Below are 26,443 nucleotides of genomic sequence, written 5' to 3' on the forward strand. Positions count from 1 at the left end.
ATGCTGATCGCACCGGACGCAGACGAGGCCCGCAGGCTCCTGCAGGAGGAGCTGGCGAAACCGGCCTACGTGGAGGCACAGCCCAACATCTTCGAACGCATCCTCGCCGAGTTCCTGCGCGGCATCGGCAGGCTCCTGGACGGGGTGGAAGGCCTGGGGGCCGGGCCCGGGACGCTCCTGGTGGCGGTCGGCGCGGCGCTGGTCATCGTCGTGGCCGTCGTGCTCATCAGGCCGCGCCTCAACGCACGCGGGCGGAAGCAGGACACCGCTGTCTTCGACGACGGCGCCCGGCGCTCGGCGGAGCATCACCGTCGCCGGTCCGCAGAGCTCGCGTCGGACCGCGACTGGAACGGCGCTGTCGCCGAGCTGCTGCGCGCGATCATCCGATCCGCGGAGGAACGCGTCGTGGTCGAGGAGCAGGTCGGGAGGACGGCCACGGAGGCGGCCGGGCAGCTCGGAGGAGCGTTCCCGGCCCTGGCGCCCGACATCGCCCGGCTCGCCGACCTCTTCAACGAGACCCACTACGGCAGCGGCACGGCCGGGGCGGACGACTACCGGCGCGCCGTCGAGCTCGACGGGCGGCTCGCGTCCGAGCAGCCCGGCCGCCGCACCGGCACGACGACGCCGGCGGCACCGCGATGACGCGCGACGCCCAACCGGCGCACGCCCGGAGCACCGCTGTGCAGGGGACCGGGATCCAGCGGGCGACGTCCTCCGGCGGGGCGGACGGGCGACCCGCCCCTCGATCCGCCGTCGGGCCGGGGTCCGAGCACATGGGTGACGGCGGAAGCGTGCTCGCGACCACCCGCCGCCGCCTCCGCCGCTCCGTGCCCCTGCTGGTCGGCGCCATCGTGCTCGCGGTGATCGTCCTGCTCAACCTCCTCCCGGGACAGGAGGAGGACGACGGTCCGCTGTCCCCCGGCAACGCGGCACCCCAGGGCGCGCGCGCAGTGGCGGAGGTCCTCGCGGCCGAGGGTGTCGACGTCGTGCGCGTCGAGTCGTTCGAGGACGCGCTGGAGGAACTGGACGCCGGACCGGCGACGCTGTTCCTCAACGATGCACGGCAGTACCTCAGCGCCACCCAGGTGGCGGAGCTGGCCGACGCATCGGGCCGGGCCGTCCTCGCGGCCCCGGCAAGCCGGCAGCTGACCGCGCTGGACGAGGAGTTCACCCTGCTCGGCTCCGTACCCCTGGATTTCGGTGACACGCCCGCGCTCGCCGCGGAGTGCCAGGACGAGGCCGCGACGGCGGCAGGTACGATCTCCGCGACCGGGACGGCCTACTCGGGCGGCATCGAGTGCTTCCCGACGCCCGTCGTCGGCGTCACCGACGACGGCAGCGACGACGGCAGTGACGACGGCAGCGGCGGCCTGTACACCACGAGCGCCGACGGGGCGGTGGCCGTCCTCGGGGCGCCGTCGGTCCTCTCCAACGAGACGATCACGGAGGACGGCAACGCCGCCCTCGCCCTGCACGCCCTGGGATCCCTCCCGACGCTCGTCTGGTACGAGCCGACGGGCGCGGACATCGTCGCGAGCGGTGAGGGCATCGATCCCCGGACGCTCCTGCCCCCGTGGGTGGACCCGCTCCTGGTCTGGCTGCTCGTCTGCGCCGTCCTGGCGATGGCCTGGAAGGGACGACGCCTGGGGCCGCTGGCGGTCGAGCCGCTGCCCGTCGTCGTCCGTGCGGCCGAGACGGCGGAGGGCCGCGCCCGGCTCTACCAGGACTCCCGGTCTGTGGCGCACGCTGCGGCGAACCTCCGTGCCGCCGCGCTCACCCGGATGGCACGCCGCCTCCGCGTGGACCGTTCGGCCCCGCCGGGTGAGATCCTCGACGCCGTGGCCCGCCACAGCGGCCGGCCCCGCACCGACCTCGAGCGGCGACTGCTCGACCACACCCCGACCACCGACCGTGAGCTTGTGCTGTGGGCACAGGAGATCCTCGACCTCGAGAAGGAGATTCGATCATGAACGATTCCGCCGGCTGGCAGGACGGGCCCCTGCAGGCGCCGTCCGCCGCACCTCGCTCCGGGTCCGACCAGGCGACGCGTATCGCGGATCGGGACCGGATGCCGGACCAGGAGACGGACCGGATGCCGGACCAGGCGACGGGCGGGGCGTCCGACCGGGTTCGCAACCCTGCGGACCATGCCGGCAGTGACGACCACGACGGCGAGAGCGCCCGGGCCGCGCTCCTGCGGGTCCGCACGGAGGTCGGCAAGTCCATCGTGGGGCAGGACGCAGCAGTGACCGGCCTCCTCATCGGCCTGCTAGCCGACGGGCATGTCCTGCTGGAGGGCGTCCCCGGCGTCGCCAAGACCCTGCTCGTCCGCACCCTGGCGACGGCCCTGGCCCTCGACACCAAGCGCGTGCAGTTCACGCCGGACCTCATGCCCGGCGACATCACGGGCTCCCTGATCTACGAGTCGAAGACCGCCGAGTTCACCTTCCGCGAGGGCCCTGTCTTCACCAACATCCTGCTGGCCGACGAGATCAACCGCACGCCGCCGAAGACGCAGGCGTCGCTGCTGGAGGCGATGGAGGAACGCCAGGTGTCCGTCGACGGCGTCTCGCGCCGCCTGCCCGCACCCTTCATCGTGGCCGCCACGCAGAACCCGGTCGAGTACGAGGGCACCTACCCCCTGCCCGAGGCGCAGCTCGACCGTTTCCTGCTGAAACTCATCCTGCCCCTCCCGGGCCGCGACGACGAGATCGAGGTGATCCGCCGCCACAGCGTCGGCTTCGATCCGCGGAACCTCGGCGCCGCCGGCGTCCGGGCCGTCGCCGGCGAGGAGGACATCGACCGGGCCCGCGCCGCGGTCGCGCGCGTCGCGATCGCCCCGGAGGTCCTCGCCTACATCGTGGACGTCGTCCGGGCCACGCGGTCCTCGCCGTCGTTCCAGCTCGGGGTGTCGCCCCGCGGCGCGACCGCCCTGCTGAACACGTCCCGCGCCTGGGCCTGGCTGTCGGGGCGCTCGTTCGTGACCCCCGACGACGTCAAGGCCCTCACGCTCCCGGCGCTCCGTCACCGCGTGGCGCTGCGGCCCGAGGCGCAGATGGACGGCGTGAGCGTCGACGACGTGCTCGGCGGCATCCTGAACACCGTCCCCGTCCCGCGGTAGGGTCCCTACCCCACCCCCTCCGAGCGCTGCTGCGTCCGGAGCCGAGAGGAGCTCCCGTGGTTCTCACCGGCCGCCTCGTCCTGCTGGCGCTGCTCGGCGTCGTGCCTGTCATCCTGTTCCCGGGTGCGACGTCGATCCTGCTGTGGGCGGCGCTCCTCGCCGCCGTGACCGCCGTCGATCTGTCCCTCGCCGCATCACCCCGCCGGGTGGGGATCGTGCGTGAGCTCCCCGACGGCGTGCGGCTCGGCGAGGAGTGCCGCAGCGCCCTGGTGCTGCGCAACGACACCCGCAGGCCGCTGCGCGCCAGGGTGCGTGAGGCCTGGCAGCCGTCGGCCGGTGCCGTCGACCCGGAGCAGTCGGTCCTGGTCCCGCCCGGGGAGTCGCGCCGCATGGGGGTCCTCCTCCGCCCCGGGCGCCGCGGGATCCTCCGCGTGGAGACGGTGACCATCCGGGGCGCCGGTCCGCTCGGGGTGGCCGCGCGGCAGGTCACGGTCACGGCCCCCGGCGCGCTCCGGGTGCTCCCGCCCTTCGCCTCCAAGCGGCACCTGCCGTCGAAGCTCCGCCGCCTGCGCGAGCTGGACGGCCGGTCCGCGGTGCAGATCCGGGGCGCGGGCACGGAGTTCGACTCGCTGCGCGACTACGTCCGGGGCGACGACGTGCGCTCCATCGACTGGCGGGCGACGGCCCGACGGCGCGACACCGTCGTGCGGACCTGGCGCCCGGAGCGTGACCGGCGCGTCGTCGTCGTGCTCGACACGTCGCGTACCTCGGCGGCGCGCGTGCTCGACGAGCCGCGCCTGGACACCGGCATCGAGGCGGCGCTGCTGCTGTCCGTGCTCGCCGAGCGTGGCGGTGACAAGGTGCACTTCCTGGCGTTCGACCGCCGGCTGCGGGCACGCGTCGATTCGACGGCGAAGGGCAACCTGCTCGGCTCGCTCGTGGCGGCGATGGCCCCCCTGGAGGCCGAACTGATCGAGGCCGACTGGTCACGCCTCCCGGCGCAGGTGCGGGCCGCGTCGCCCCACCGCAGTCTCGTGGTCCTGCTGACCTCGCTCGACTCGGGGGCCGTCGAGGAGGGCCTGCTGCCCGCGTTGCCGGGCCTCACCGAACGCCACGTCGTCGTGGTCGCCTCGGTCCGTGATCCGCGGCTCGAGGAGATGGCGGCCGACCGGTCGACGGCGGCGGCGACGTTCCGTGCTGCGGCTGCGGAGCGTGCCCTGCTGGACCGGGCGGCGGTGGCCGACCAGCTCCGCCTCGTCGGGGCGGAGGTCGTGGACGCGGTTCCCGCGGAGCTCCCGCCGCTCCTCGCGGACACGTACATCAGGCTCAAGGCCGCCGGGCGCCTGTGAACGGCGTCGGCTGCCCTGCGCCTGCGGCGCTCCGAGGGCCGGACGTCCGCAGCGTGATTGACTGGTGGTCCGAGCGACGGAAGTGGGCGGCATGACCTCGATCTACCAGCAGGCGATGGGCAGCGACTTCGGCCGCCTGCAGCCGGAGCTGCGCGAGTACTTCGGGCTGCACGCCGGGAGCGGCCTCGCCGGCCACGGGCGCGGGGTGTTCGACGTCGCCGGATGCCCCGCGTGGTTCGCCCGGCCGGCCTTCCGCCTCACGGCCCTCGAGAATGCGTTCTTCCCCGAATACGGCGACGACGTCCCTTTCACGATCAGGAACTACCCGCACACCGACCCGTTCGGCCGGCCGGCGCTCACGGCCCGCCGTGAGCTGGACTTCGGGACGGCGCTGCGCGTCTTCGAGGACACCACCTCCCTGCAGGACGGCGTCCTGACCGACTACGTGGGCCGGCACCGCCGGATGGCCACCCTTCTGACCTGCACCTCGACGGACGACGGGCACATCCGCATGGTGTCCTCGCAGACCCGGGTGTTCGCGGGCATCCGCCTGCCCCTGCCCGACGCCGTCGGTGCGCTCGCCTACGTGGAGCAGTGGTGGGACGACGACACCGGTGCCTTCCGGATCAAGACCCGGGTGGTCCACCGACAGCTCGGGACCCTGCTGGTGTATGCCGGGGCCTTCGACTACACGCTCGAGGAGTTCGACGGCGTCCTGCCCGCCGACGCGCGCCCGCGGCGCTGGGAGCAGCGCGTCTGACGAGGGGCGCGTCCGACAGCGGCGTCGGCCGCCGGACGGCCGGTCAGCCCTCGACGCGGACCTGGTCCAGCGCGTCGGCCACCTGCGCGAGCCGCGTGAGTGCCCGGGTCGCCTCGCCGGGCGTCGAGGATTCGAGCCCGGGTCGGGTGGTCACCGTCAGCACTCCGAGCGTCGAGACGGGCAGACCGACGCGGCGCCATGCGGCGAGGACCGACTCGGCCAGGACCCTCACCTGGGGAAGGGCGGCCCGCGGATCGAGGATCGCGAGCTCCAGCAGCCGGCCCGCCTCGATGTCCTCGGCGAGTGCCTCCCAGCGCCGGTCGGAGATCCGGGGCAGATCCAGCGAGAGCGCCGAGGCGGTGCTGGAGCGGGCCGCGTCGAGGGCGACGTCCCCGCCGCCCGGGACGAGCACCGTACGGGCGGCACCGGCGGCGAGGGCGGACCCCGTCACGAGGTCCCATGCCTCCGTGGCCTCCCGCCGGTCGACGGCGCGCAGCGTGCGGTAGCCGCTCGCGGTCGGCACACGGCCGGTGAGGATCTCCTCGGCGTCCGGCTCGTCGAGCTGGAGGAGCAGTTCGGCTCCCCGCGCGACGGCGGACACGCGGCGCACGAGGTCCGCGGCCCCCGAGGCGAGCGATGCATAGAGTTCCCGTCGGGCCCCGTGGTCGATCAGGACGCGCTCGCCGTTGTGCAGGTGGACGCCGGCCGCCAGGGAGAGCGGGCCCCGCAGGTGCAGCTTCAGCCGCGGTGCGGGGACCTCCTCGGCCCCGGCGATGTCACCGAGGGCGTTGATGTCGGAGGACAGGGCCGATTCGGCGCGTCGCTGATCCCTGCCGGGGCGCTGCACGAGGCGCCAGCCGTGCGGCTGCAGGTCGAAGGGCAGCTCATCGAGCACCCCAAGCGTCCGCCCGACGGCGTCGCTGCCCGGTCCGCGCGCGGGCAGCGACGGCAGGAAGGGCAGGTTCGCTCCCCCGAGCTCGCCGCGCACGGCCCGGTTGGCCTCGAGAGGGTCGGTGCCGGGCCAGTCCCCGGCGGATGTCGCTCCGACGGACCGGACGGAGGGCTCCTCAGGCATGTGTGCCGGAGATCCCGGTCGCAGGGCTCGACGGCGCGGGGGCACCGGCGCTCGTCGGCGTGGAGGCACCCGCCGGGGCGGTCGGCGCCGAGGCACTGTCCCGGGAGGGGCCGGCGGGGGCGGCGGTGTCCGCGCCGGGCCGGCGGTTCTCGGAGATCGCCTGGTGGTGCCGGATCACCTCGGAGATGATGAAGTTCAGGAACTTCTCGGCGAAGGCCGGGTCAAGCTGCGCCTCCTCGGCCAGCATGCGGAGCCGGGCGATCTGCGCGGCCTCGCGCTGCGGGTCGCCGGGCGGCAGGTCGTGCTCGGCCTTGAGGTGTCCGACCCGCTGCGTCGCCTTGAAGCGTTCGGCCAGCAGGTAGACGAGCGTCGCGTCGATGTTGTCGATGGAGCTCCTCACCGAGAGAAGCTCCGCCATCACCTCGGGGGCCACGTCTCCCGCGAGTGAACTGGCTGCCGGGTCGAAGCCGCTGCGTGGATGCGTCATGAGTCCAGTCAAGCAGAAGCCGGGGGCCCTCCGTGAACTGCGACTAGCCTGCCGCGGCCAGCTCGGGACGGAGGGCGGAACGCGCCGAATCGATGGTCGCCTGCCCGAGCACGCGCGTGCCCTGGTACAGCACCACCGTCTGGCCCGGTGCCACACCGCGCATCGGTTCGATCAGGCGCACCACGAGCTGCTGGACCCCGTCGGCGGACTCGACCGTCGCCCGTGCCGGCACGGGATCGCCGTGCGCCCGCACCTGGGCGGTGCACTCGAACTCCTCCCCCGTGCGTACCTCGGCGATGGGCAGACCCGCCCACGAGACCTTGATGCCGCGCATCTCGTCGATCGCGAGCAGGTGCTCCGGTCCCACCACCACCTCGTTCTGCTTGGGACGGATCTCGAGGACGAAGCGCGGCTTGCCGTCGGCGGCGGGCGTGCCGAGCTTCAGTCCGCGCCGCTGGCCGACCGTGAAGGCGTTCGCCCCGGGGTGGCTGCCGATCCGCTCACCGTCGACGTCGAGGATGTCACCCTCGGTCATCTCGATGCGCTCCTCGAGCCAGCCGCGCGTGTCGCCGTCCGGGATGAAGCAGATGTCGTGGCTGTCGGGCTTGTTCGCGACCGAGAGTCCCCGCCGCTCGGCCTCGGCCCGTACCTCGGCCTTCGACGGCGTCTCGGCCAGGGGGAACATGGAGTGCTTGAGCTGCTCGTGCGTCAGCACGCCGAGCACGTAGGACTGGTCCTTCGCCCAGTCGGCCGCGCGGTGCAGCTCCGGGTTGCCGTCGGCGTCCTCGACCACCTTCGCGTAGTGGCCGGTGCACACGGCGTCGAACCCGAGCGCGAGCGCCTTCTCGAGCAGGGCCGCGAACTTGATGCGCTCGTTGCAGCGCATGCAGGGGTTCGGGGTGCGTCCCGCCGCGTACTCGGCGACGAAGTCGTCGACGACGTCCTCCTTGAACCGCTCGGAGAAGTCCCACACGTAGTACGGGATGCCGAGGATGTCGCAGGCGCGCCACGCGTCCCGCGAGTCCTCGATGGTGCAGCAGCCGCGGCTGCCCGTCCGGAGCGTCCCCGGCATGCGGGAGAGGGCGAGGTGGACGCCGACGACGTCGTGCCCCGCCTCCACGGCGCGTGCCGCCGCCACCGCGGAGTCGACTCCGCCGCTCATCGCTGCCAGTACCCTCATGAGAAACCCGTTCCTGCCGTCTGGATGGTTGATGCGTGCCCGGCCATTCCCGCCTTGCGGGCGCGGGCGTAGGCTCCCCCGATGGCCGCCACCACGGCGTCAACGTCGGAGGCCGTGGATGTATGCCCCAGGCTGAACCGCTGGGCGCCGCGGGCCTCGTCCTCCGTCAGCCCCATCGCGAGCAGCACGTGCGACGGCCGCGGGACCCCGGCCGTGCAGGCGGAGCCGGTCGAGGACTCGATCCCCGCGAGGTCGAGGAGGAACAGGAGGGAGTCGCCCTCGCAGCCCGGGAAGGTGAAGTGGACGTTGCCGGGGAGCCGCGTGCCCTCCGGGGCGGGGTGCGCGACACCGCGCAGCACCGCGTCCGGCACCTCGCGGAGGATCCCGTCGATGAGCCGGTCCCTGAGACCCGCGAGGCGGACGGACTCGGCGTGGAGGCCGGCGACGGCGTCGTCCGCCGCTGCGGCGAACGCGGCGATGCCCGCGCCGTCGAGCGTGCCCGAGCGGATGTCGCGTTCCTGCCCGCCGCCGTGCTGCACGGGCGTGAGCGAGACGGCACGGCCCACGAGCAGGGCACCGACGCCCACCGGACCCCCGATCTTGTGGGCGCTGACGGCCATCGTGGCGAGTCCGGACGCGGCGAAGGACACCGGGAGGGCCCCGAACGCCTGCACGGCGTCGCTGTGGACCGGGACCCCGTAGCGTGCGGCCTCCTCGACGACGGCCCGCACGGGCTGCACGGACCCGACCTCGTTGTTCGCCCACATGACGGTCACGAGCGAAACCCTGTCCGGCGCGTCGGCGAGCGCGGCGCGCAGCGCGTCGAGGGACACCACGCCTGCCGCGTCCACGGGCAGCCAGACGACCTCGGCACCCTCGTGCCGCTCGAGCCATTCGACGGTGTCCTGCACGGCGTGGTGCTCGATGGAACTGCAGAGGATCCGGGTCCGGGCAGGATCCTCTGCCTGGCGCGCCCAGTAGAGGCCCTTGATGGCGAGGTTGTCCGCCTCGGTTCCACCCGAGGTGAAGACGACCTCCGAGGCGTGTGCCCCGGCCGCCGCGGCGACCGTCTCCCGGGCCTCCTCGACGGCGCGCCGGGCACGACGGCCCGAGCCGTGGAGGGAGGAGGGGTTTCCGCTCCGGCTGAGTTCGCGGGTGAGTGCGGCGAGCGCCGGCGCCGAGATCGGCGTGGTCGCCGCGTGATCGACATACACGGGCATACCCCAATTCTACGGGCGCCACACCGGGGAGCCGATCCCGGCGGCGTCCGGCCTGCTCCGCACACGGCGGTCCGCCCAGCACGCAGTGGTACAAAGACAGCATGGACAGTCAAGCAGCGGCTCCTTCATCGCCCGGCACCTACCTGCCGGGCCTCCGGCACGCGACCCATACCTTCGGCGCGCGCACCGTGGACTTCGACCGGCAGGTGGCGCTCATGGCGGTCATCAACCGGACACCGGACTCCTTCTACGACGGCGGTGCGACCTTCGCCCTGCAGGCCGCCGTCGACGCGTCCCTGAAGGCCGTCGAGGACGGCGCCGACTGGGTCGACATCGGCGGGGCGCCCTTCTCCCCGGGCGAGCCGATCCCCGCGGCGGAGGAGGCGGACCGGATCGTGCCCGTCATCGCGTCCGTGCGGGCGGCATCCGACGTCATCATCTCCGCCGACACCTTCCTGCCCGAGGTGGCCCGGCAGGCGCTCGCCGCCGGCGCGAACGTGGTCAACGACACGACGGGCCTGCGGGATCCGGACCTGGCGGCCGTGGTGGCCGATGCCGGCGCGCACCTCGTCATCACCCACAGCCTCGCCGAGCCCCGCACCGTGTACCCGCGGCCCACCTACGGTGACGTGGTGGGCGAGATCGTGGATTTCCTCCTGCGCAAGGTCGACGACGCCGTCCGGCTCGGCATCCCCGAGGACCGCATCCTGCTCGACCCCGGACACGACCTCAACAAGAACACCCTGCACTCGCTCGAGATCACGCGCCGGTTCTCCGAGATCGCCGGCCTGGGCTTCCCCACCCTGGCCGCGGTGTCCAACAAGGACTTCATCGGCGAGACCCTCGACCGTCCCAAGCGTGAACGGGTGGAGGGTTCCCTCGCCGCAGCCGTCATCTGCATCCTCGGCGGGGCGCGCGTGGTCCGGATGCACAACGTCGCGGCGTCCCGTGCCGCCGTCAACCTCACCGAGGCGGTCCTCGGGTGGCGGGAACCGGTCTACCTCCGCCACAACATGGGCGACGTCAACGAGCCGGTGACGCCGTGATCACCTCACTGATACCCGCGTCCCCGGGAGCGGTCGACGACGGCGCGCTCCACCGCCTCTACGCGTACCCGCCCACCGACCGCCCGTTCGTCCGGTTCAACTTCGTGGCGGCCGCCGACGGCGCCGCGACGAGCGGCGGTCTCTCCGCGGGCCTCGGGAACGACGGCGACCAGCGCATCTTCGCGGTCCTGCGGCGCCTCGCCGACGTGGTGCTGGTGGGCGCGGGGACCATCCGCGCGGAGGGCTACGCGGGCAGCCTGGTCGACGACGACGCACGCGCGTGGCGCTCCGCCCACGGTCTTGCGGCGCACCCGGCCGTCGCGGTCATCTCCGGCAGCCTCGACCTGGATCCGGCCGGTGGGTTCCTCGGCGGCGCCCCGGTCCGGCCGCTGATCCTCACCAGCGCGGCCGCGCCCCCCGACCGGCGGGCGGCCCTTGCGGAGGTCGCCGACGTCGTCGACTGCGGCGGGGACACCGTGGAGGTGCCCGCCGTCCTCGCGGAACTGCATCGGCGCGATCTGCTGAAGGTCCTGTGCGAGGGCGGCCCGGCCGTCTTCGGCGGCTTCACCCGCTCCGACGCCGTCGACGAGCTGTGCCTGTCCATCAGTCCGCTGCTCGCCGGGGGCGACGGCCCCCGCATCGCGGCCGGCGGCGGCCCGGAGGCACCCGTGGCCCTGACGCTCGCATCGCTGCTGGCCGAGGACTCCGCCCTCTACACGCGGTACCGGCGCGCCTCCTGACCAGTTCCGGCGGCGCGGCGGCGCAGCGGAACGGTCAGAGGGGAACGGTCAGAGGGGAACGGTCAGAGGGGGACGGTCAGACGGGGACGGTCAGACGGGGACGGTCAGACGGGGACGGTCAGACGGGGACGGTCAGACGGGAACGGTCAGACGGGAACGGTCAGACGGGAACGGCCAGACGGGAACGGCCAGGAGGCCGGACCGGGCGTGCGCGGGGCTCAGGAGCGGGGCGGGACCACGGAGACACGGCTGCGGACGTCGGTGACGGCGGCGGCCAGCTGGTCGTCCGACGGGCAGGAGACCGTGAAGGCCATGCCGGTGCGCAACCGGTGGAACAGCCGCAGGGACACGGCGCTCGCGGGGGCGGAGCCGGTGGCCGGCTGGACGTAGGTGAGGAACTCGATGCCGGCCGAGGCCTCTCCCGGGCTCTCGCCCCACAGCCAGGTCGTCGTCGTGAGGTATCCGGGGACGATGCTCGGATCGAGGAACTGGAAGAGCGCCTCCGTGGACGCCCTGTCGTCACCGTCCGCCACGAGCGGAGTCTGCAGCCCTGTGTAGCGCAGCGAGGCCCGACATCCCGCGCCGTTCTCGTACACGGATTCGCCGTTGACCATCATGGTGCGCTGGGTCCAGCCATCGGAGCGCGTCATGCCGTCCGAGAACGCGACGCTCTCCCCTTCCGCGATGTACCCGCCCCGGGCGAACGTCATGTCCTCGCCCGAGATCTGTGCCCGCGTGAGCGGGGGCAGCTCCGGTGCAGCACCGGTGGGGGCGGGCGTGGGGGCGGGGGTGGATGCGGTCGACGACGAGGCGGCCGGCGTCGCGCCCGGGCCCAGCGGCACCTCGATGGTGCAGGCCGAGACCGGCACCAGCAGACCGAGGGAGGCGAGGGCCGCCCAGCGCCGGTTCCGCCACCTGCTACGCCCCACGTGCACCGTCCTGTCCCCCGATCAGCAGCACGACCTCCGCGCGCCGTTCCCACTGTAGTGCCGGCCGTGCATCCCGCAATGGGCAGGGCTCCCCTCCCGCCATGGGGTCATCACGCGGTCATCACGCGGTCATCACCGGGTCGAGACCGGGCCGCCACGGGGGCGCCACGGGGGCGCGAACTTACCCGCCGCGTCCTCCGTTGTACCTATGCCCATCCACGCCCGGCCCTGCCCGGCCGCTTTTGTCCGGTACCACCGGTGCCTCTAGTCTCAGGGGTACCCAGGCGGTCCCGGCCGGCCCGGATCCGGCTCGTCCGGCAACGGAGAACCCCCACGAAAGGCCTGATCGATGCCAGAGGCACCACGGAAGTCGTACTACGACATCCTCGGCGTGCCCCCGGGAGCCGACACCAAGGACATCAAGGACGCCTACCGCCGGGCTGCCCGTGCAGCGCACCCCGATCTCGGCGGGACGGCCGCCCGGTTCCACGACGTCGCCGTCGCCTACGAGACGCTGAGCGATCCCCGGCGCCGCGAGAAGTACGACGCGGACACCGGGCGGGCACGGCCGGCCGCTCCCGCCCGCGACACGGGCGCCCGCCGGAACGGGGCCCCGCAGCCCGCGTCCACGCGCACGCGGGTCGAGGACGAGGACGCCGCGAAGTCCCCGCCCGAGTACCTGCCGCCGTTCTCGCCGTCCTCCCCGCCCGTCGTCCCCCTGATCGCCGCCGGCCGGCAGCTGCACGGCACCGCCCGGCAACCCGGCATGTTCGCGCGGCTCTCCACCGGAACGCGCGCCCGGGTCGACGGGGAGCTCCGGACCTCGGCCCTGCTCGAGCGGGCGCTGCTGCCCACCTACCCGGCCGCGCGCCTCGTCAACGGCGTCGCCTTCGACGACCGGGAGAGGACGTCCGCGGGTTCCATCCTGCTCGCCGGTTACCGGATGGCCGTCATCGACTCCTTCACCGCCCCGCCGGGCAATTTCTCCTGGGACGGCCGCGCCCTGCGCCACCAGGGCCGGCCCGTCGACCTCCAGGTGCCCCGGGTGGTCCGGGCGGTGCAGGAGCTGTTCCCGGACTGCAACGTGACGGGATGGCTCGTCATCCACGGAGCACCGGACAATCCCTTCGCGCCGGTCATCGACGTCCCGCCGGGGTTCGACCGGTCGCCGGGCGTGGTGCAGGTCGTGAACGCGGGCACCGCGGTGCGGACCATCCGGTCCTTCCTGTCCTCGGGACCGGCGCCCAACGTGGTGCAGCTCCCCGTGCTCGCGCGCTTGCTGGCCGCGGCCGGAAGCTAGGATGAACCGGTGTTCCGCATCCTCTTCCACACCCCCGAGATACCGGGCAACACCGGTGCCGCCATCCGCCTCGCCGCCGTCGCCGGCGCCGAGCTCCACCTCGTGGAACCGCTCGGGTTCTCCCTCGAGGACTCGAAGCTGAAGCGGGCCGGGCTGGACTACCACGACCTCACGGTGCTCCACGTCCATGCGAGCCTCGAGGACGCCTGGACCGCGCTGCAGCCCCGCCGGGTGTTCGCCTACACCTCCGACGGCGACGTGTCCTACACCGACATCGCCTACGACCCCTCGGACGTCCTGATGTTCGGCAGGGAATCGGACGGACTCCCGTACGACGTGAAACACGACGAGCACGTGACGTCCCGTGTCCGCGTCCCCATGCTCGCCTCCCGCCGATCCCTCAACCTCGCCAACACCGCGTCGATCGTCCTCTACGAAGCCTGGCGCCAGCAGGGCTTCGCGGGCGCCCAGCGATGACCACCCAGGAGTCCTGATGCCCGCTCGCCATGCCGCAACACTGCCCGACGGCGGTGCGGAGGACTACGACCGCCTCGCTCCGGCCGTCTGGAACCCGGTCAGCAACGCGGTGGTCGCCGCGGCCGACGTCCTCCTGGGCGAGCGGGTCCTCGACGTGTTCGCCGGCACGGGTACGGGCACCATCCCCGCGGCGCAGCTGGCGGGGCCGGACGGGCACGTCGACGCCGTCGACCACTCCTCCGCGATGCTGGACCTCGCGGAGGCCAAGGCGGAGGCGCTCGGCCTCGGCAACGTGTCCTTCCACCGGGCGGACCCGGAGGCCTGGGTCGCCGAGCTGCCGTACGACGCCGTCGTCAGCTGCTACGGCGTCTTCCTCCTCGACGACATGGACGCAGGCATGGACCGGATCGTGCGCCTGCTGCGGCCCGGTGGGCGGATCGCGCTGAGCGCGTGGGACGACGGCGCCCTCGAACCGTTCGGCGACCTCCTCCTCCAGACACTCCGGGACGCGGGAAGCACCGGCACGGAGACCGCGGGCCACCCGCCCGTCCCGGTCTTCGTGGAGAACTGCAGGAGACTCGCCTCCGTGGACCGGTTGACGGACTGGCTGCGTGCGCGCGGGCTGACGGACGTCTCCGTGGAGAAGTTCGGCCTGGCCGTCCCCCTGGACACCGACCGCGCCTGGTCCTTCGCGCTCGGCAGCGCGTACCGGGGGCTGCTGCCGGACGAGCCCGACGCCCTCCAGCGTGTGCGGGAGGCCTTCGCCGAGCGCATCGGCGACACCCTCGTCCTCAACGCCGACTCGCTCATCGCCGTCGGATCCCGCCCGCCCGCCGAGTAGGCAGCGCAGCAGACACCACGCCAGACACCACGCCAGACACCACGGGAGGCGGCGCCCGCGACCGCGCACGAAGCCTCGTCCCGAGCCATCCGTCGGTGCCGCAGCGCCGAATGGTAGGTGTCAGCGGAGAACGAGGAGCAGGCGGGGTGGTGAGATGGTACTGCTGCATCAGGGACGGGGCCCTCGGCCCCGGCACGGCGCCGTCCGCGGTGTTCGGTTTGGGTCGGCGGGCACCCTATGCTGGAGCCCTATGGAAACGCCACGAGTAAGCCGGGTCAGCCCTACCGCTCCCGCCGCGGACGAGTCGGCCGCCGATCCCGCAGGACCCACCCTGACCGACCTGCTGCTGCGGATCGCGCAGCAGGACCGTACGGCTTTCGCGCTTTTCTACGAGCAGACGTCGAGGCGCGTCTACGGCCTCGCCCGGCGCGTGCTCATCGACCCCGAACTCAGCGAGGACGCCACCCAGGAGGTCTACCTGCAGGTCTGGAACACCGCGGACCGGTTCAACCCGGCCATGGGGACCCCGATGGCCTGGCTGATGACCCTCGCGCACCGTCGCGCGGTGGACAGGGTGCGGTCGGAACAGAGCGCCACGGACCGCGAGGCCCGGTACGGCGCGGCGACGCAGACCATCGACCACGACGACGTCGTGGACACCGTCACGCAGCGCCTCGAGGCGGAGGGCGTGGTCCGGTGCCTGGACACCCTCACCGAGACGCAGCAGGAGTCCGTGAAGCTCGCCTACTACGGGGGCCTCACGTACCGCGAAGTGGCCGAGAAGCTCGGCGTCGCGGTGCCGACCATCAAGTCGAGGATCCGTGATGGATTGATCCGGCTCAAGACCTGTCTGGAGGTGACCTGAGATGCAGGACAAGGATATGAACAGACGATTCGCAGACGACCTCGACACGGACCTGGCACGAGGTCACGTCCTCGAGTGGGCGGAGCTGTACGCGCTGGACGCCATCAGCGACGCCGAGCGACGCGTCCTCGAAGCATTCCTCGAGGATGCGGAGCCCGCCGTCCGGGCGGCCTTCACCGAGCGGGTCCGTACCTGCCGCGAGACCGCGACGGCCGCGTATGCGACGGCCGAGGCCGAGCCACCGGCGGATCTCTTCGAACGCATCATGGCGCAGCTGCCGGGCGGCAGCGGCACGGGATCCCCCGTCCGGGGCCTGTCGGCCGTCCCCTCCGTCGCAGCCGATCCGGATCCTGCGCCCGGGGACGGGACCGTCGGCCGGGAGGCGCTTCCTGCCGGGCAGGACGAGCTGGCGAGGCGGCGCTCCGCGCGGACGTCCCTGGGCTCGCGGGCCTCGCGCTGGGTCGTGGCCGCGGCAGCGGCGGTCGTGATCGCCGTCGGCGGCGTGACCATCGCCCAGAACCTTCAGCAGACCACGCTCGAGCAGCAGGTGCTCCAGGCCTCCGATGTCCGGCAGCAGCAGCTCTCCCTCGAGGCGGGCGGCACGGCGGACCTCGCCGTCTCCGGTGAGGAGGACGCCGCCGTCGTGACGCTCAGCGGCATCCCGGCGCCGAGCGAAGGGCATGTCTACCAGATGTGGCGGATCCCCGCCGACGGCGCTGCCCCGGTCTCCGAGGGCACCATGACCGGTGAGGACGTCGCGGGCTCGAAGGTGACCGAGCTGCGCGACATCAGCGGCTTCACCGCGATCGCCATCACGGTGGAGCCCGAGGGCGGTTCGGCGACACCGACGCTGCCGATCGTGGTGCAGATCCCTCTCGGAGCCTGATCCGGGACAGTACCCGGAACGTGCAGCAGGGCCCCGCCGGATGACCGGCGGGGCCCTGCTGCTCCCTGCGGCCGACTGCCGGCGCTGCCCGGCGGACGCCGCCGCTAGAAGCCGGCGATCGTCTCCTCGGTGTTGACCTCGACCACGTGGAAAGCCTCGGCGCTGCGGCCCTCGGGCAGACCGCCGCGACGGGCGTTCTCCTGCAGGATGGCCCGCACGCGCGACTGCATCCGCCCCACATCGGGGTGCTGGCTCCGGTGCGCCGTGATGGCGGCGAGCTTCAGGTCCTCCGCCCCGGTCACGTCCACGAACCGGTTCTCGAGGTGGGCGGGACCGCCGTAGAACCACAGCCACGGGACGCGGAAGCTGCGGAGCCCGGCAGCCTCGAGCTCCGGGTAGGCGAAGGGGTTCTCCACCGCCGGGTACACCGCCCTCGTCACCGCCTCCCCGCATGCGAGGTGGTCGGGGTGGCTCTTCTGGATGCGGTCCCAGCTCCGTTCCGGGTGCATGGACAGCACCACGTCGGGCCTGACCTCGCGCATCCGCCGCACGATCTCGCGGATGACGGCGTCCGTGGGCTCCAGGTAGCCGTCGGGCTCTCCCAGGAAGGTGACGTCGCTGACGCCCACCACTGCGGCGGCGTCGCGCTGCTCGCTGCGGCGGAGGGCCGCGACGCCCGGCCGGTCCTCCGCGGAGAAACCGCCCGCGTCACCATCGGTGAGGATGCAGTAGCTGACGGACACCCCGGCAGCGGTCCACCCGGCGATCGTCGCGGACGCCCCGAAGTCGATGTCGTCGGGATGGGCGGCGAACACCAGCACCCGGGAGATGGCGGAGGGGACCTGTTCGCGAGCCATGCGCTACAGGCCGCGCTTGCGGATCTCTTCGGTGGCCTGCGGCAGCACCGTGAAGAGGTCACCCACGATCCCGAAATCGGCGATCTCGAAGACGGGCGAGTCCGCGTCCTTGTTGATCGCCACGATCACCTTCGAGGTCTGCATGCCGGCCTTCTGCTGGATCGCACCGGAGATGCCCACGGAGATGTACAGCTGCGGGGACACGGTCTTGCCCGTCTGGCCGATCTGGGCCGAGTGCTCGATCCAGCCTGCGTCGGTGGCCGCGCGGGACGCACCGACGGCACCGCCCAGGGCGTCGGCGAGAGCCTCGAGCGGCGTGAAGTCTCCGTTGACGCCGCGGCCGCCGGCGACGATGACCCGGGCCTCGGCGAGTTCGGGCCTGCCACTGACGGGCTTGTCCACCCGTCCCGTCACGCGCGCCACGGCCGCCGGGAGGTCCACGGGGAGGCGCACCTCGTGCGGCGACGACGGGCCGCCCGCCTCGATCGCATCGAAGCTGTTGGGTTTGACCGTGAGGATCGCGACGTCGGTGGTGACGCGGCAGTCCACCGTGTACGAGCCGGCGAAATCGGACTTCGTGGCGGTCAGGTCGGCAGCGAGCGCGACGACGTCCGTGATGACGCCCGCCCCGAGGCGCACACCGAGCCGCGCGGCGATCTCCTTCGCCTCGTAGGAGTTGCCGAGCAGCACGATGCCCGCGCCCGTGGTGCGGACGGCCTCGGCGAGGAACGCCGCCTTCCCCGCCACCAGCACCTCGGACACGGCGGCGCTGTCGGGCCGGTAGACCTGCTGCACGCCGTACGAGCCGACCCCGTCGAGATACGCCTGGTCGGCGTCGCCGGCGAGCGCGACGGTGACCTCACCGAGCGACGCCCCGAGGGAGAGGAGTTCGCGCTCGCTCTTGGCGAGGCTCGCTCCGGCATGGTCGAGGAAGACGAGGACGGTGGTCATGGCGGATCTCCTGGAGGTCTGGATGGGACGGGAGGACGGGCTCAGAGGAGTTTCTGTCCCGCGAGGAAGTCGACGAGCCGGACGCCGGCATCGCCCTCGTCCGTGATGACGGTCCCCTGGTTGCGGGGCGGCCGCGGCGCCGCCGCCTCCACCCGGGTCCAGGACCCTGCCAGCCCCACCTCGTCCTGCTGCAGTCCGATGTCGGCGAGCGACAGGACCTGGATCTGCTTCTTCTTCGCCGCCATGATGCCCTTGAAGTTCGGGTAGCGCGGTTCGTTGATCTGGTCCGTCACGGAGACGACGGCCGGCAGGGACGACTCGATGGTCTCCGCGTAGGTGTCGTTGTCGCGCCGTGCGCTGAGCGTCCGGTCACCGTCCCCGGGTGTGAGCTCGAGCGACGCCGCGAACGTCACCTGCGGCAGGCCGAGGCGCTCCGCGAGCTGCGCCGGGACGAGCGAGGTCTCCCCGTCGGTCGACGCCATGCCGGTCAGGATGAGATCGAAGGGACCGAGGTGCCGCAGGAGTGCGGCGAGCGCCTTGGAGGTGGCCGACGCGTCGGACCCGGTCAGTGCCTCGTCGGTGAGATGGACGCCGTCGTCGGCCCCGATCTGCAGCGACTTCTTCACGGCGCCCACGGCGGCGGCGGGGCCCATGGTGATGGCCGTGACGCGGTGACCGGCGGCAGCTCCCCCGTGCGCCTCGACGAGCTGCAGCGCTGCTTCGAGGGCGTACTCGTCCAGTTCGGAGAGGATGCTCTCCGTCCGGACCGTCGTCAGGTCTTCGCCGATATGGCGGTCGAACTGAGCGTCCGGAACGTGCTTCACGAGGACTGCGATGCGCAGTCCTCCTGCTGTGGCCTCGTCCATTGATGACCTTCCTCGTTCGGGGATCTTCCCACCGACTAGCTAACCACAGGTGGTGCGCCCGGGAGCCGACGACGGCGCCCGTACCATCCGCCCGCGCGACCCGTCCGGCTCCCCGACGCACAGGAGGCGGTCCCGGACCCGGGACCACCTCCTGTGCGTTGCTCGTCCGTGCCTCCCGGCGCGACCTCTCCCGTTACTGGGCGGGCGCCTGGGCGAGGGTGACCTCCACCGTACGGGCGTCCCCGCCTCGGAGGATCTCCACGGGCACCTGCTGTCCCACGGTCTGGATGCGCACCGCCGCCGTCAGGGACTGCGGGTCGCTGATCGCGAAGGTGCCGACCTTCGTGATGACGTCGCCTACCTGTAGCGAGGCCCCCTCGGCGGGTGAGCCCGGCTCCACCGACTGGACGAGGGCACCGGACGAGAACGTGGAGCCGCTCTTGGACCCGTCGCTGGAGGCCGATGTGACGCTGACGCCGAGGAATCCGTGCGTGGCCGCGCCGTCCTCGATGATCTCCTGGGCGATGCGCTTCGCGTAGTTGATCGGGATGGAGAAGCCCACGCCGATGTTGCCGGTGGACTCACCGGAGCCTGCGGAGGCGATGGCCACGTTGACGCCGATGATCTTCCCGTCGGTGTCGACGAGCGCACCGCCGGAGTTGCCCTGGTTGATGGCGGCGTCGGTCTGGATGACGTTGAGGTAGATGGAGCCCTGCGACCCGCTCTGCTGCCCGCTGGAGCCGCCCGGCGGGAGGAAGTTGAAGCCCTCGCCGTCGTCGGGCTCCGTGCTGTCCGGCTGCTCCTCGGGCACGGCGGACGAGGCGACGCTGATGGTGCGGTTGAGCGTGGACACGATGCCGTCCGTGACGGTGCCACTGAGACCCAGGGGGGCGCCGATCGCGATCGCGGTGTCGCCGACGTTGAGCTCGTCGGAGTTCCCGAGCGTGGCGGCCTTGAGGTCGGGGGCGTCGATCTTGATGATCGCCAGGTCGCTGAGCGGATCGGTGCCGACCACCGTCGCGGCGAATACGCGCCCGTCGTTGAGCTTGACCTCGACCGTCGGCTCCGAGACCTGTCCGCCCAGGGTCACCACGTGGGTGTTCGTGAGGATGTGGCCGTCGGTGTCGAGGATGATGCCCGATCCGGAGCCGCTCGCGCTGCCGCCGCTCACGGCGATCGTGACGACGCTGGGCGACGCGGTGACGGCCGCGCCGGTGATGGTGTTCACGTCCTCGGTGTTGTTCACCACGATGGACTCCGGTGCCGCCTGGGCGGTGCCGGCGGAGGCGTTGCCGTCCAGGGCGTTGTAGCCGGCCGTCGCGACGCCGCCGCCGACGAGCCCTGCCACCAGGACCCCTGCGGCGAAGGTGGCGAGGCCGACACGTCGGCGGTCCTTTCCGACGGTCTGCACCGCAGGACCCGACGCCGCGTGGCCGTAGCCGTTCTGCTCCCCGTAGAAGGGCTGGTGGCCCGCATAGGCGGGGTGTGCGGCAGGAGCCTGCTGGAACGCCGGCTGCGGGGCCTCGTGCCCCGGGCTGGACACCGCCGGATGCTGGGCCGTCGGGTACGGGGTGGACGGCTGGACCGTCGTGTCAGGAGCTCCGGCAGCGTGACCGCCGGGGCGGCTGTCGCTCCACGGGGTCGGCTGCCCCTCCGCCGGGCGGTCTCCGGCCGAGTCCTGGTGCCGGCCGGATCCCCAGGACGGAGGGTTCTGCGGCTGCGGAGGGAGGGGGCGGTCCGGGGTGCCCGGCGTGCCTGGCTGCTCGTTCATCGGAGGTCCTTTCGTTGCTGTTGACCACATCATGGCAACCTTCTCTGAGCCTTGAGCATGCGTTCGCTGTGCGGTGTCTGAGAGCTTGCTGGTGCCCTGCGGAGGTCTCCCGGATTCCTCCGGGAGGTGGTGGCCCTCCCCCAGTATCGTGCGTAGCCGGCATCTGCCGGGACCAGGAGCGGATCGGTGCACCCTGGCGCGGACCCGCCGGGCGCGTGGTAGGCGGGTGCGCCGGGTGCGCCGGGGCGTCGGTGGCTCCCGGCAGCGGCGGAGCCCAGGATCGGGCGCGGGCCAGGGGCCGATGCCGCCCCTTTCGCTAGGGGCATAGGGACGGTGGTGGACGCTCCCGAACCCCAACCATAGAATCGGAAAGACAGGGAGCCTCCGGCGTCCGCCGGCCCCAGTCCTGGGACCGGTAGGGTCCGGGGGACGTGCCGAAGGGTCGAAAATGCGAATGTTGAGCAGGCGCACCCGCGTCTCTGCTGTCCTGGGCGCCGCCGTGGCGATCCCGTTGTTCTCCGGTGCCGCGGCCTTCGCCGACGAACCGCTCACCTTCCCGTCCGGTGACTACGTCATCGACAACGCGGGCGTCCTCAGCCCCGACGAGGAGAGCGAGCTCGAGGCCGCGATCGAGGATCTGCGCTCGCAGGAGGGCTTCACCGTCCGTGTCGCCTACGTGGACGACTTCGAGAACCCGACCGATCGCGCGTCGTGGGCGACGGCGTCGGCGCAGCTGAACGACCAGACCTCGAACGAGGGCATGCTGGCGGTCGCCGTCGATCAGGGGGTTGCCGCGTACGTCGTCGGGAGCGGCTCCGCGATCGGCGGGCAGGGTCAGGCGATCTACGACGAATACATCGGCCCCGAGCTCCGGGCAGGAGAGCTGGCGGCTGCCGGCACCGCGGCCGTCCAGGGGACCGAGGACGCGCTGGCAGGCAATACCGGCGGTGGGACGGGCGGGGGAACCTCCTCCGGGACCACCGGCTCCTCGGGCGGCAGCGGCCTCGGCGGGCTCGTCCTCGTGGGCGGCCTCGTCGCCGTAGCCGGCGCGGGCGGCTACATGCTGCTCAAGAACCGCGGCACCAGCAGCGCCCAGCGCAAGCGGGAGCAGTACGGCTACGGCCCGGTGCCGTCCGCGAGTGGCGAGGTCGTCGATCCACTGGCGTCCGTGAGCGTGGAGGACCTCCGCAAGCGGGCCGGCAGCCTCCTGGTCGCGGCCGACGACGCCATCAAGTCCAGCGAGCAGGAGCTCGGTTTCGCGGAGGCCCAGTACGGCAGCGAGGCGATCGCGACGTTCGCCCAGGACATCGCCGCCGCCCGGCAGCACATGAGCGAGTCCTTCAAGCTGCAGCAGCAACTGGACGACCACATCCCGGACACGGAACAGCAGCAGCGCCAGTGGCTCGGGGAGATCATCCGCCGCTGTGAGGACGTGAACGCCTCGCTGCAGGCCAACAAGGCCGATTTCGACGCGTTGCGGGAGCTCGAACGCAACGCACCCGAGGCACTGCGCCGGGCCCAGGCCGCCGCCGGGGAGGCGCAGCGACGCTTCGCCGCCGCCGAGCAGGCCCTGCGGACCCTCCAGGGACGCTACCTCGAGACCGCGACGTCCCAGGTCGCCGACAACATCGAACAGGCCAGGGAGCGCCTCAGCTTCGTCGACAGCGCCGCGACGGAGGCCGAGTCGCGCATGGCGGCCGGCGACACCGGCCGTGCCGTCGTCGCCGTCCGGGCCGCCGAGGAGTCGGTCCACCAGAGCACCGTGCTCCTGGACGCGATCGACAAGCGCGCCGAGGAGCTCGCATCGGCCGAGCGCGAGCTCGAACGTGCGCTGCCCGAGGCCGAGCAGGACCTGGCGCAGGCGCAGGCCATGGACCGGGCAGGGCAGTACCGCGACCTCGCCGGCCCCATCGCGGCCGCGCAGGCCGCCGTCGAGACCGTGCGGCGGGAGCGCCAGAGCGCCCGCAGCAACCCCCTCGCCCTCCTGCAGCGGCTCGAGGCCGCGCACTCCCAGCTCGACGCCGCCCTCGGGGGCGTGCGCGACCAGGCGGAGAACACCCGGCGGGCGCAGGACTCGCTGCAGCACGCCCTCATCGCGGCCCAGTCGAGCATCTCCGGCACGGCCGACTACATCCGCGCGCGACGCGGTGGAGTGGGCAGCGAGGCACGCACCCGGCTGGCGGAGGCCGAACGCAACCTCGACTACGCCGTCGGCCTGCAGCGCTCCGATCCCGTGGCGGCGCTGTCCCACGCGCAGCAGGCGTCGATGCTCGCCGACCAGGCCGCGCAGCTGGCGGAGCAGGACGTCGACGGCTTCGGCCGCGGCGGCATGGGCATGGGCGGCTACGGCGGTCGCGGCGGCGACGGCATGGGCGGCGCCCTGCTCGGCGGCATCCTCCTCGGTTCGATCCTCAACGGCGGCGGAGGCTTCGGTGGCGGCTGGGGCGGCGGCGGTTACAACGACGGCGGCGGCGGGGGTTTCGGCGGCGACGGCGGGAGCTTCGGCGGAGGCGGCTTCGGCGGGTTCGACGGCGGCGGCGGCGGGTTCGGGGACTTCGGCGGAGGCGGCGGAGACTTCTAGGCCGCACCGCTCGCGCCGACAGCAGGATGCAGTGTTCGCAGGATCTCAGGAAGAATCGAAAGGGAAATCAATGGTAAAGCAGTCAATTTTCGGCAGGATCGCCCAGCTCACGCGCGCCAACATCAACGCGCTGCTCGATCAGGCGGAGGATCCGCAGAAGATGCTCGACCAGATGGTCCGCGACTACACGAACAGCATCGCCGAGGCCGAGAGCGCTGTCGCACAGACCATCGGCAACCTGCGCATGATGCAGGACGACTACAACGAGGACGTCGAGAACGCCCGCAGCTGGGGCAACAAGGCCCTCGCGGCCTCCCGCAAGGCCGACGAGTACCGGACGACCGGCGACACCGTGGACGCCCAGAAGTTCGACAACCTGGCCAAGGTGGCGATCCAGCGTCAGATGGCGGCCGAGAACGAGGCGAAGGGCGCCGAGCCCACCATCGCCTCCCAGACGGAGATCGTCGACAAGCTCAAGGACGGCCTCAACCAGATGCGGGGCAAGCTCGGCGAGCTCACCGTCAAGCGCGACCAGCTGGTTGCCCGGGCTCGCACCGCCCAGGCGCAGCAGCAGGTGCACGACGCCGTCAAGAGCATCGATTTCATGGACCCCACGAGCGAGGTGGGCCGCTTCGAGGAGAAGATCCGGCGCGAGGAGGCCCGGGTCCGCGGACAGCAGGAGCTGGCGTCGTCGAGCCTCGATGCCCAGTTCGAGAGCCTTGAGGACCTCGGGGAGCAGACCGAGATCGAGGCACGCCTCGCGGCCCTGAAATCCGGGTCCGGTTCCCGGTCGGCGATCGGCCAGGGTTCCGGCGAGAACGCCGCGGCCGGCACGCCGTCGACCACGGGCGAGACGGCGTACTGACGCACTGACGCACTGACGCACTGACGCATCGACCCCCTGCCGGAGAGGGCCGCAGCCACCGGGCTGCGGCCCTCTCTGCTTGCCGGCGCCGTCGTGTCGGAGCCCGCCGGTAGATTGAGGGCATGGCTCTGACTGTGGTGTGGTTCCGCGACGATCTCCGCATCTCCGACAATCCGGCACTCGCCGCTGCCGCGGACAGCGGGGACGACGTCGTCGCCTGCTACATCCTCGACGAGGAGACCGAGGGCATCCGGCCGCTCGGCGGTGCGTCGCGCTGGTGGCTGCACCACTCCCTGGCGGCACTGGGCGCCTCACTCGACGAGCTGGGCATCCCCCTCGTCCTGCGACGGGGAGCGGCCGGAGAGGTGCTGCCCGGGATCGTCCAGGAGGCCTCGGCCCACGCCGTCGCCTGGAACCGCCGTTACGGGCTCGCCGAGCGCACCACGGATGCCTCCCTCAAGACGTCCTTCGCGGAGCAGGGCGTGGAGGCGACGAGCTACCAGGCGAATCTGATGTACGAGCCGTGGGAGGTCACCTCGGGGTCGGGCGAGGCCTACAAGGTGTTCACCCCGTTCTGGCGGGCATGCCTGGCGTCCCGCACCCCACGCAAGCCCCTGCCCGCACCGGAAGCCCTCCGAGGGCCGGTCCTCGGCTCGGACCGCCTCGACGCCTGGGGGCTGCTGCCCACGGCCCCCGACTGGGCGCAGGGCCTCCGCGCGACGTGGACGCCCGGCGAAGCCGGGGCGCACGCCCGCCTCGACGACTTCCTCGAGGATGCTGCCCACGGGTACAAGGACGCCCGCGACCGGCCCGCGGTTGACGGCACGAGCAGGCTGTCCCCGCACCTGAGGTTCGGCGAGATCAGCCCGTTCGAGGTGTGGCACGCCGCGCAGGACCGCAAGGACAGCTCGACGGCGGAGGACATCCGGGTCTTCGGCTCCGAGCTGGGCTGGCGCGAGTTCAGCTGGCAGTTGCTGTACTTCAATCCCCAGCTGGCCACCGTGAACTACCGCCCCGAGTTCGACGCCTTCGCGTGGGAGAGTTCCACGGAAGCCGAGCTGGACGCCTGGCAGCGCGGCCGCACGGGGTATCCGCTGATCGACGCCGGGATGCGACAGATGTGGGAGATCGGGTGGATGCACAACCGCGTGCGGATGGCGACGGCGTCGTTCCTCATCAAGAACCTCATGATCGACTGGCGCGTGGGCGAGAGATGGTTCTGGGACTGCCTCGTCGACGCCGACGCCGCGAGCAATGCCGCGAGCTGGCAGTGGGTCGCGGGGTCGGGCGCCGATGCCAGCCCGTACTTCCGGATCTTCAATCCCGTGCTGCAGAGCAAGAAGTTCGATCCGCAGGGGGCGTACCTGGTCCGGTTCGTGCCGGAACTCGCGGACGCCGAGAACGTCCACGAACCCTGGAAGGGTCAGGCGCCCGGGTACCCGGAGCCCGTGGTCGACCTCAAGGAGAGCCGCCAGCGGGCCCTGAGTGCGTACAAGGCCCTCTCCGAGGGCTAGGTGTACCGGCCGTTCAGGAGGCTCGGGACGCCGCTGACCGGATGGCTTCGGCGAGGTCGCGGGGACGGCTCCACATGGGCCAGTGGCCCGTCGGGAGGTCGATGACGTCGAGGTGCTCGAGGGTGGCGACATCGGCGAACACGGGATGGCCTGCGCGGGCCAGCTCGAGTACCTGCGCGCTCGGGATCGAGCAGCACACCAGGGTCGTAGGGACCGTGCGGCGGGCATCGTCCGTGAGCACGACGGGCTGACGGAGCACCGGGCCGGGCTCGGGGACGGCCCGGGCCCGGAAACGCTCGAGGACCTCCGGGCTCAGGCCTTCGAGGCTCGCCTGCTGCGCGAGGACGTCGAAGGCCGGCAGCGGAAGCTCCTCGACCCCTTCCGGGAGGTCCGGGGCGAAGACGCTTCCCGTCGCCATCGGACCGGACTCGACCCACACGACCCGATGGACGAGCTCCGGGTGCCGGTCGAGGACAAGGCTGACGGGGGCGTTCGCCCCACTGTGGGCGACGATGGTCGCGGGCCGGCCCTCGGAGACCCCGAGGCGGGCGAGGAGGTCCAGGACCGCTGCGGCCTGATCATCGAGGGTTCTCGCCGCACGCCCGGGATCGTCCCCGTCGAGACCGGGCAGCGTCATCGCGATTGCCCGGGCATCGTCGGTGGTCAGGTGTTCCAGCACCTCGTCCCACGCCCAGGCGCCCAGCCAGTGGCCGGCGATGAGAAGGATGGTCGGACTGCTCGTCGTCGTCGTCATGCCACCAC

Annotated in this window: 24 protein-coding genes and 1 pseudogene; 15 read left to right on the plus strand and 10 right to left on the minus strand. The window is 72.4% G+C overall.

All coding sequences use genetic code 11. From position 1 onward, the window contains the following. The 5 genes from QFZ50_RS10115 (at position 1) to QFZ50_RS10135 (ending at position 5,230) form a co-directional block, all read left to right on the plus strand. On the plus strand, positions 1-642 hold the full coding sequence (locus QFZ50_RS10115; protein ID WP_307083858.1) for a DUF4129 domain-containing protein: 642 nt from the start codon (positions 1-3) through the stop codon (positions 640-642). Beyond that, positions 639-1,970 carry a DUF4350 domain-containing protein gene (locus QFZ50_RS10120; protein ID WP_307083860.1) on the plus strand — a complete coding sequence of 444 codons (1,332 nt, stop codon included), beginning with the start codon at positions 639-641 and terminating at the stop codon, positions 1,968-1,970. Before QFZ50_RS10115 ends, QFZ50_RS10120 begins: the two co-directional genes overlap by 4 nt. Before the next feature lie 122 nt (positions 1,971-2,092). Further along, entirely contained in the window at positions 2,093-3,121 is a 1,029-nt protein-coding gene (locus QFZ50_RS10125) for an AAA family ATPase (protein WP_373462313.1), read from the plus strand. A gap of 56 nt (positions 3,122-3,177) precedes the next feature. After that, positions 3,178-4,470 (plus strand): DUF58 domain-containing protein, encoded by a 1,293-nt coding sequence (locus QFZ50_RS10130; RefSeq protein ID WP_307083864.1) that lies wholly within the window; start codon positions 3,178-3,180, stop codon positions 4,468-4,470. A 91-nt stretch (positions 4,471-4,561) separates the two neighbouring features. Then, a complete protein-coding gene (locus QFZ50_RS10135) occupies positions 4,562-5,230 on the plus strand; it encodes a DUF4166 domain-containing protein (protein ID WP_307083866.1) in 669 nt (222 codons plus the stop codon). 43 nt (positions 5,231-5,273) lie between these two features. Here the strand turns inward: QFZ50_RS10135 and QFZ50_RS10140 are convergent, their stop codons facing one another. The 4 genes and pseudogenes from QFZ50_RS10140 to QFZ50_RS10155 form a co-directional block, all read right to left on the minus strand. Continuing rightward, positions 5,274-6,305, minus strand: a complete 1,032-nt coding sequence (locus QFZ50_RS10140) for a hypothetical protein (protein ID WP_307083868.1) — start codon at positions 6,303-6,305, stop codon at positions 5,274-5,276. Between the two features lie 121 nt (positions 6,306-6,426). Next, positions 6,427-6,792, minus strand: a pseudogene (locus QFZ50_RS10145) (chorismate mutase); the annotation flags it as partial. 43 nt (positions 6,793-6,835) lie between these two features. Continuing rightward, the gene (gene mnmA / locus QFZ50_RS10150) at positions 6,836-7,972 is read right to left on the minus strand and encodes a tRNA 2-thiouridine(34) synthase MnmA (RefSeq protein WP_307083870.1); all 1,137 of its coding nucleotides are present in this window, start codon (positions 7,970-7,972) and stop codon (positions 6,836-6,838) included. After that, on the minus strand, positions 7,969-9,192 hold the full coding sequence (locus tag QFZ50_RS10155) for a cysteine desulfurase family protein (protein ID WP_307083872.1): 1,224 nt from the start codon (positions 9,190-9,192) through the stop codon (positions 7,969-7,971). Before QFZ50_RS10155 ends, mnmA begins: the two co-directional genes overlap by 4 nt. A gap of 101 nt (positions 9,193-9,293) precedes the next feature. Here QFZ50_RS10155 and folP point away from each other — a divergent pair, with 101 nt between their 5' ends. Together folP and QFZ50_RS10165 are read left to right on the plus strand one after the other, a co-directional pair. After that, on the plus strand, positions 9,294-10,238 hold the full coding sequence (gene folP / locus QFZ50_RS10160) for a dihydropteroate synthase (protein WP_373462262.1): 945 nt from the start codon (positions 9,294-9,296) through the stop codon (positions 10,236-10,238). Continuing rightward, on the plus strand, positions 10,235-10,978 hold the full coding sequence (locus tag QFZ50_RS10165; protein ID WP_307083873.1) for a pyrimidine reductase family protein: 744 nt from the start codon (positions 10,235-10,237) through the stop codon (positions 10,976-10,978). The genes folP and QFZ50_RS10165 overlap by 4 nt, the downstream gene beginning before the upstream one ends. A 218-nt stretch (positions 10,979-11,196) precedes the next feature. Here the strand turns inward: QFZ50_RS10165 and QFZ50_RS10170 are convergent, their stop codons facing one another. Then, positions 11,197-11,907 carry a hypothetical protein gene (locus QFZ50_RS10170; protein ID WP_307083875.1) on the minus strand — a complete coding sequence of 237 codons (711 nt, stop codon included), beginning with the start codon at positions 11,905-11,907 and terminating at the stop codon, positions 11,197-11,199. Positions 11,908-12,256: 349 nt separating this feature from the next. Between QFZ50_RS10170 and QFZ50_RS10175 the strand changes: the two genes are divergently transcribed. The 5 genes from QFZ50_RS10175 to QFZ50_RS10195 all read left to right on the plus strand — a co-directional run bounded on the left by QFZ50_RS10175 (position 12,257) and on the right by QFZ50_RS10195 (position 16,276). Continuing rightward, the gene (locus tag QFZ50_RS10175) at positions 12,257-13,207 is read left to right on the plus strand and encodes a J domain-containing protein (RefSeq protein ID WP_307083876.1); all 951 of its coding nucleotides are present in this window, start codon (positions 12,257-12,259) and stop codon (positions 13,205-13,207) included. 9 nt (positions 13,208-13,216) lie between these two features. Continuing rightward, the gene (locus tag QFZ50_RS10180; protein WP_307083877.1) at positions 13,217-13,684 is read left to right on the plus strand and encodes a tRNA (cytidine(34)-2'-O)-methyltransferase; all 468 of its coding nucleotides are present in this window, start codon (positions 13,217-13,219) and stop codon (positions 13,682-13,684) included. Positions 13,685-13,700: 16 nt separating this feature from the next. Further along, on the plus strand, positions 13,701-14,525 hold the full coding sequence (locus QFZ50_RS10185; protein ID WP_307083878.1) for a class I SAM-dependent methyltransferase: 825 nt from the start codon (positions 13,701-13,703) through the stop codon (positions 14,523-14,525). A 250-nt stretch (positions 14,526-14,775) separates the two neighbouring features. Next, positions 14,776-15,390 carry an ECF RNA polymerase sigma factor SigK gene (gene sigK / locus QFZ50_RS10190; RefSeq protein ID WP_307083879.1) on the plus strand — a complete coding sequence of 205 codons (615 nt, stop codon included), beginning with the start codon at positions 14,776-14,778 and terminating at the stop codon, positions 15,388-15,390. 16 nt (positions 15,391-15,406) lie between these two features. After that, positions 15,407-16,276, plus strand: coding sequence for an anti-sigma factor (locus tag QFZ50_RS10195; RefSeq protein WP_307083880.1), 870 nt, complete (start codon positions 15,407-15,409; stop codon positions 16,274-16,276). A gap of 104 nt (positions 16,277-16,380) precedes the next feature. Here the strand turns inward: QFZ50_RS10195 and QFZ50_RS10200 are convergent, their stop codons facing one another. From QFZ50_RS10200 to QFZ50_RS10215, 4 genes are all read right to left on the minus strand, one after another. After that, complete coding sequence (locus QFZ50_RS10200) at positions 16,381-17,133, minus strand: PIG-L deacetylase family protein (RefSeq protein WP_307083881.1); 753 nt, start codon at positions 17,131-17,133, stop codon at positions 16,381-16,383. A gap of 3 nt (positions 17,134-17,136) precedes the next feature. Beyond that, the gene (locus QFZ50_RS10205; RefSeq protein WP_307083882.1) at positions 17,137-18,084 is read right to left on the minus strand and encodes an electron transfer flavoprotein subunit alpha/FixB family protein; all 948 of its coding nucleotides are present in this window, start codon (positions 18,082-18,084) and stop codon (positions 17,137-17,139) included. Between the two features lie 41 nt (positions 18,085-18,125). Next, entirely contained in the window at positions 18,126-18,950 is an 825-nt protein-coding gene (locus QFZ50_RS10210; RefSeq protein ID WP_307083883.1) for an electron transfer flavoprotein subunit beta/FixA family protein, read from the minus strand. A gap of 193 nt (positions 18,951-19,143) precedes the next feature. Beyond that, positions 19,144-20,721, minus strand: coding sequence for a S1C family serine protease (locus QFZ50_RS10215; protein ID WP_307083884.1), 1,578 nt, complete (start codon positions 20,719-20,721; stop codon positions 19,144-19,146). A 448-nt stretch (positions 20,722-21,169) separates the two neighbouring features. Between QFZ50_RS10215 and QFZ50_RS10220 the strand changes: the two genes are divergently transcribed. The 3 genes from QFZ50_RS10220 to QFZ50_RS10230 all read left to right on the plus strand — a co-directional run bounded on the left by QFZ50_RS10220 (position 21,170) and on the right by QFZ50_RS10230 (position 25,681). Continuing rightward, positions 21,170-23,302: a TPM domain-containing protein gene (locus QFZ50_RS10220; protein WP_307083887.1), complete on the plus strand. Its 2,133-nt coding sequence runs from the start codon at positions 21,170-21,172 to the stop codon at positions 23,300-23,302. 70 nt (positions 23,303-23,372) lie between these two features. Continuing rightward, entirely contained in the window at positions 23,373-24,167 is a 795-nt protein-coding gene (locus QFZ50_RS10225; RefSeq protein ID WP_307083888.1) for a PspA/IM30 family protein, read from the plus strand. Between the two features lie 122 nt (positions 24,168-24,289). Continuing rightward, positions 24,290-25,681 carry a cryptochrome/photolyase family protein gene (locus tag QFZ50_RS10230; RefSeq protein WP_307083890.1) on the plus strand — a complete coding sequence of 464 codons (1,392 nt, stop codon included), beginning with the start codon at positions 24,290-24,292 and terminating at the stop codon, positions 25,679-25,681. 13 nt (positions 25,682-25,694) lie between these two features. Here the strand turns inward: QFZ50_RS10230 and QFZ50_RS10235 are convergent, their stop codons facing one another. Further along, a complete protein-coding gene (locus QFZ50_RS10235; protein ID WP_307083892.1) occupies positions 25,695-26,435 on the minus strand; it encodes an alpha/beta fold hydrolase in 741 nt (246 codons plus the stop codon). Positions 26,436-26,443 lie beyond the last annotated feature (8 nt).

The organism is Arthrobacter agilis (genome assembly GCF_030816075.1).
In the GTDB taxonomy this organism is placed as follows: domain Bacteria; phylum Actinomycetota; class Actinomycetes; order Actinomycetales; family Micrococcaceae; genus Arthrobacter_D; species Arthrobacter_D agilis_E.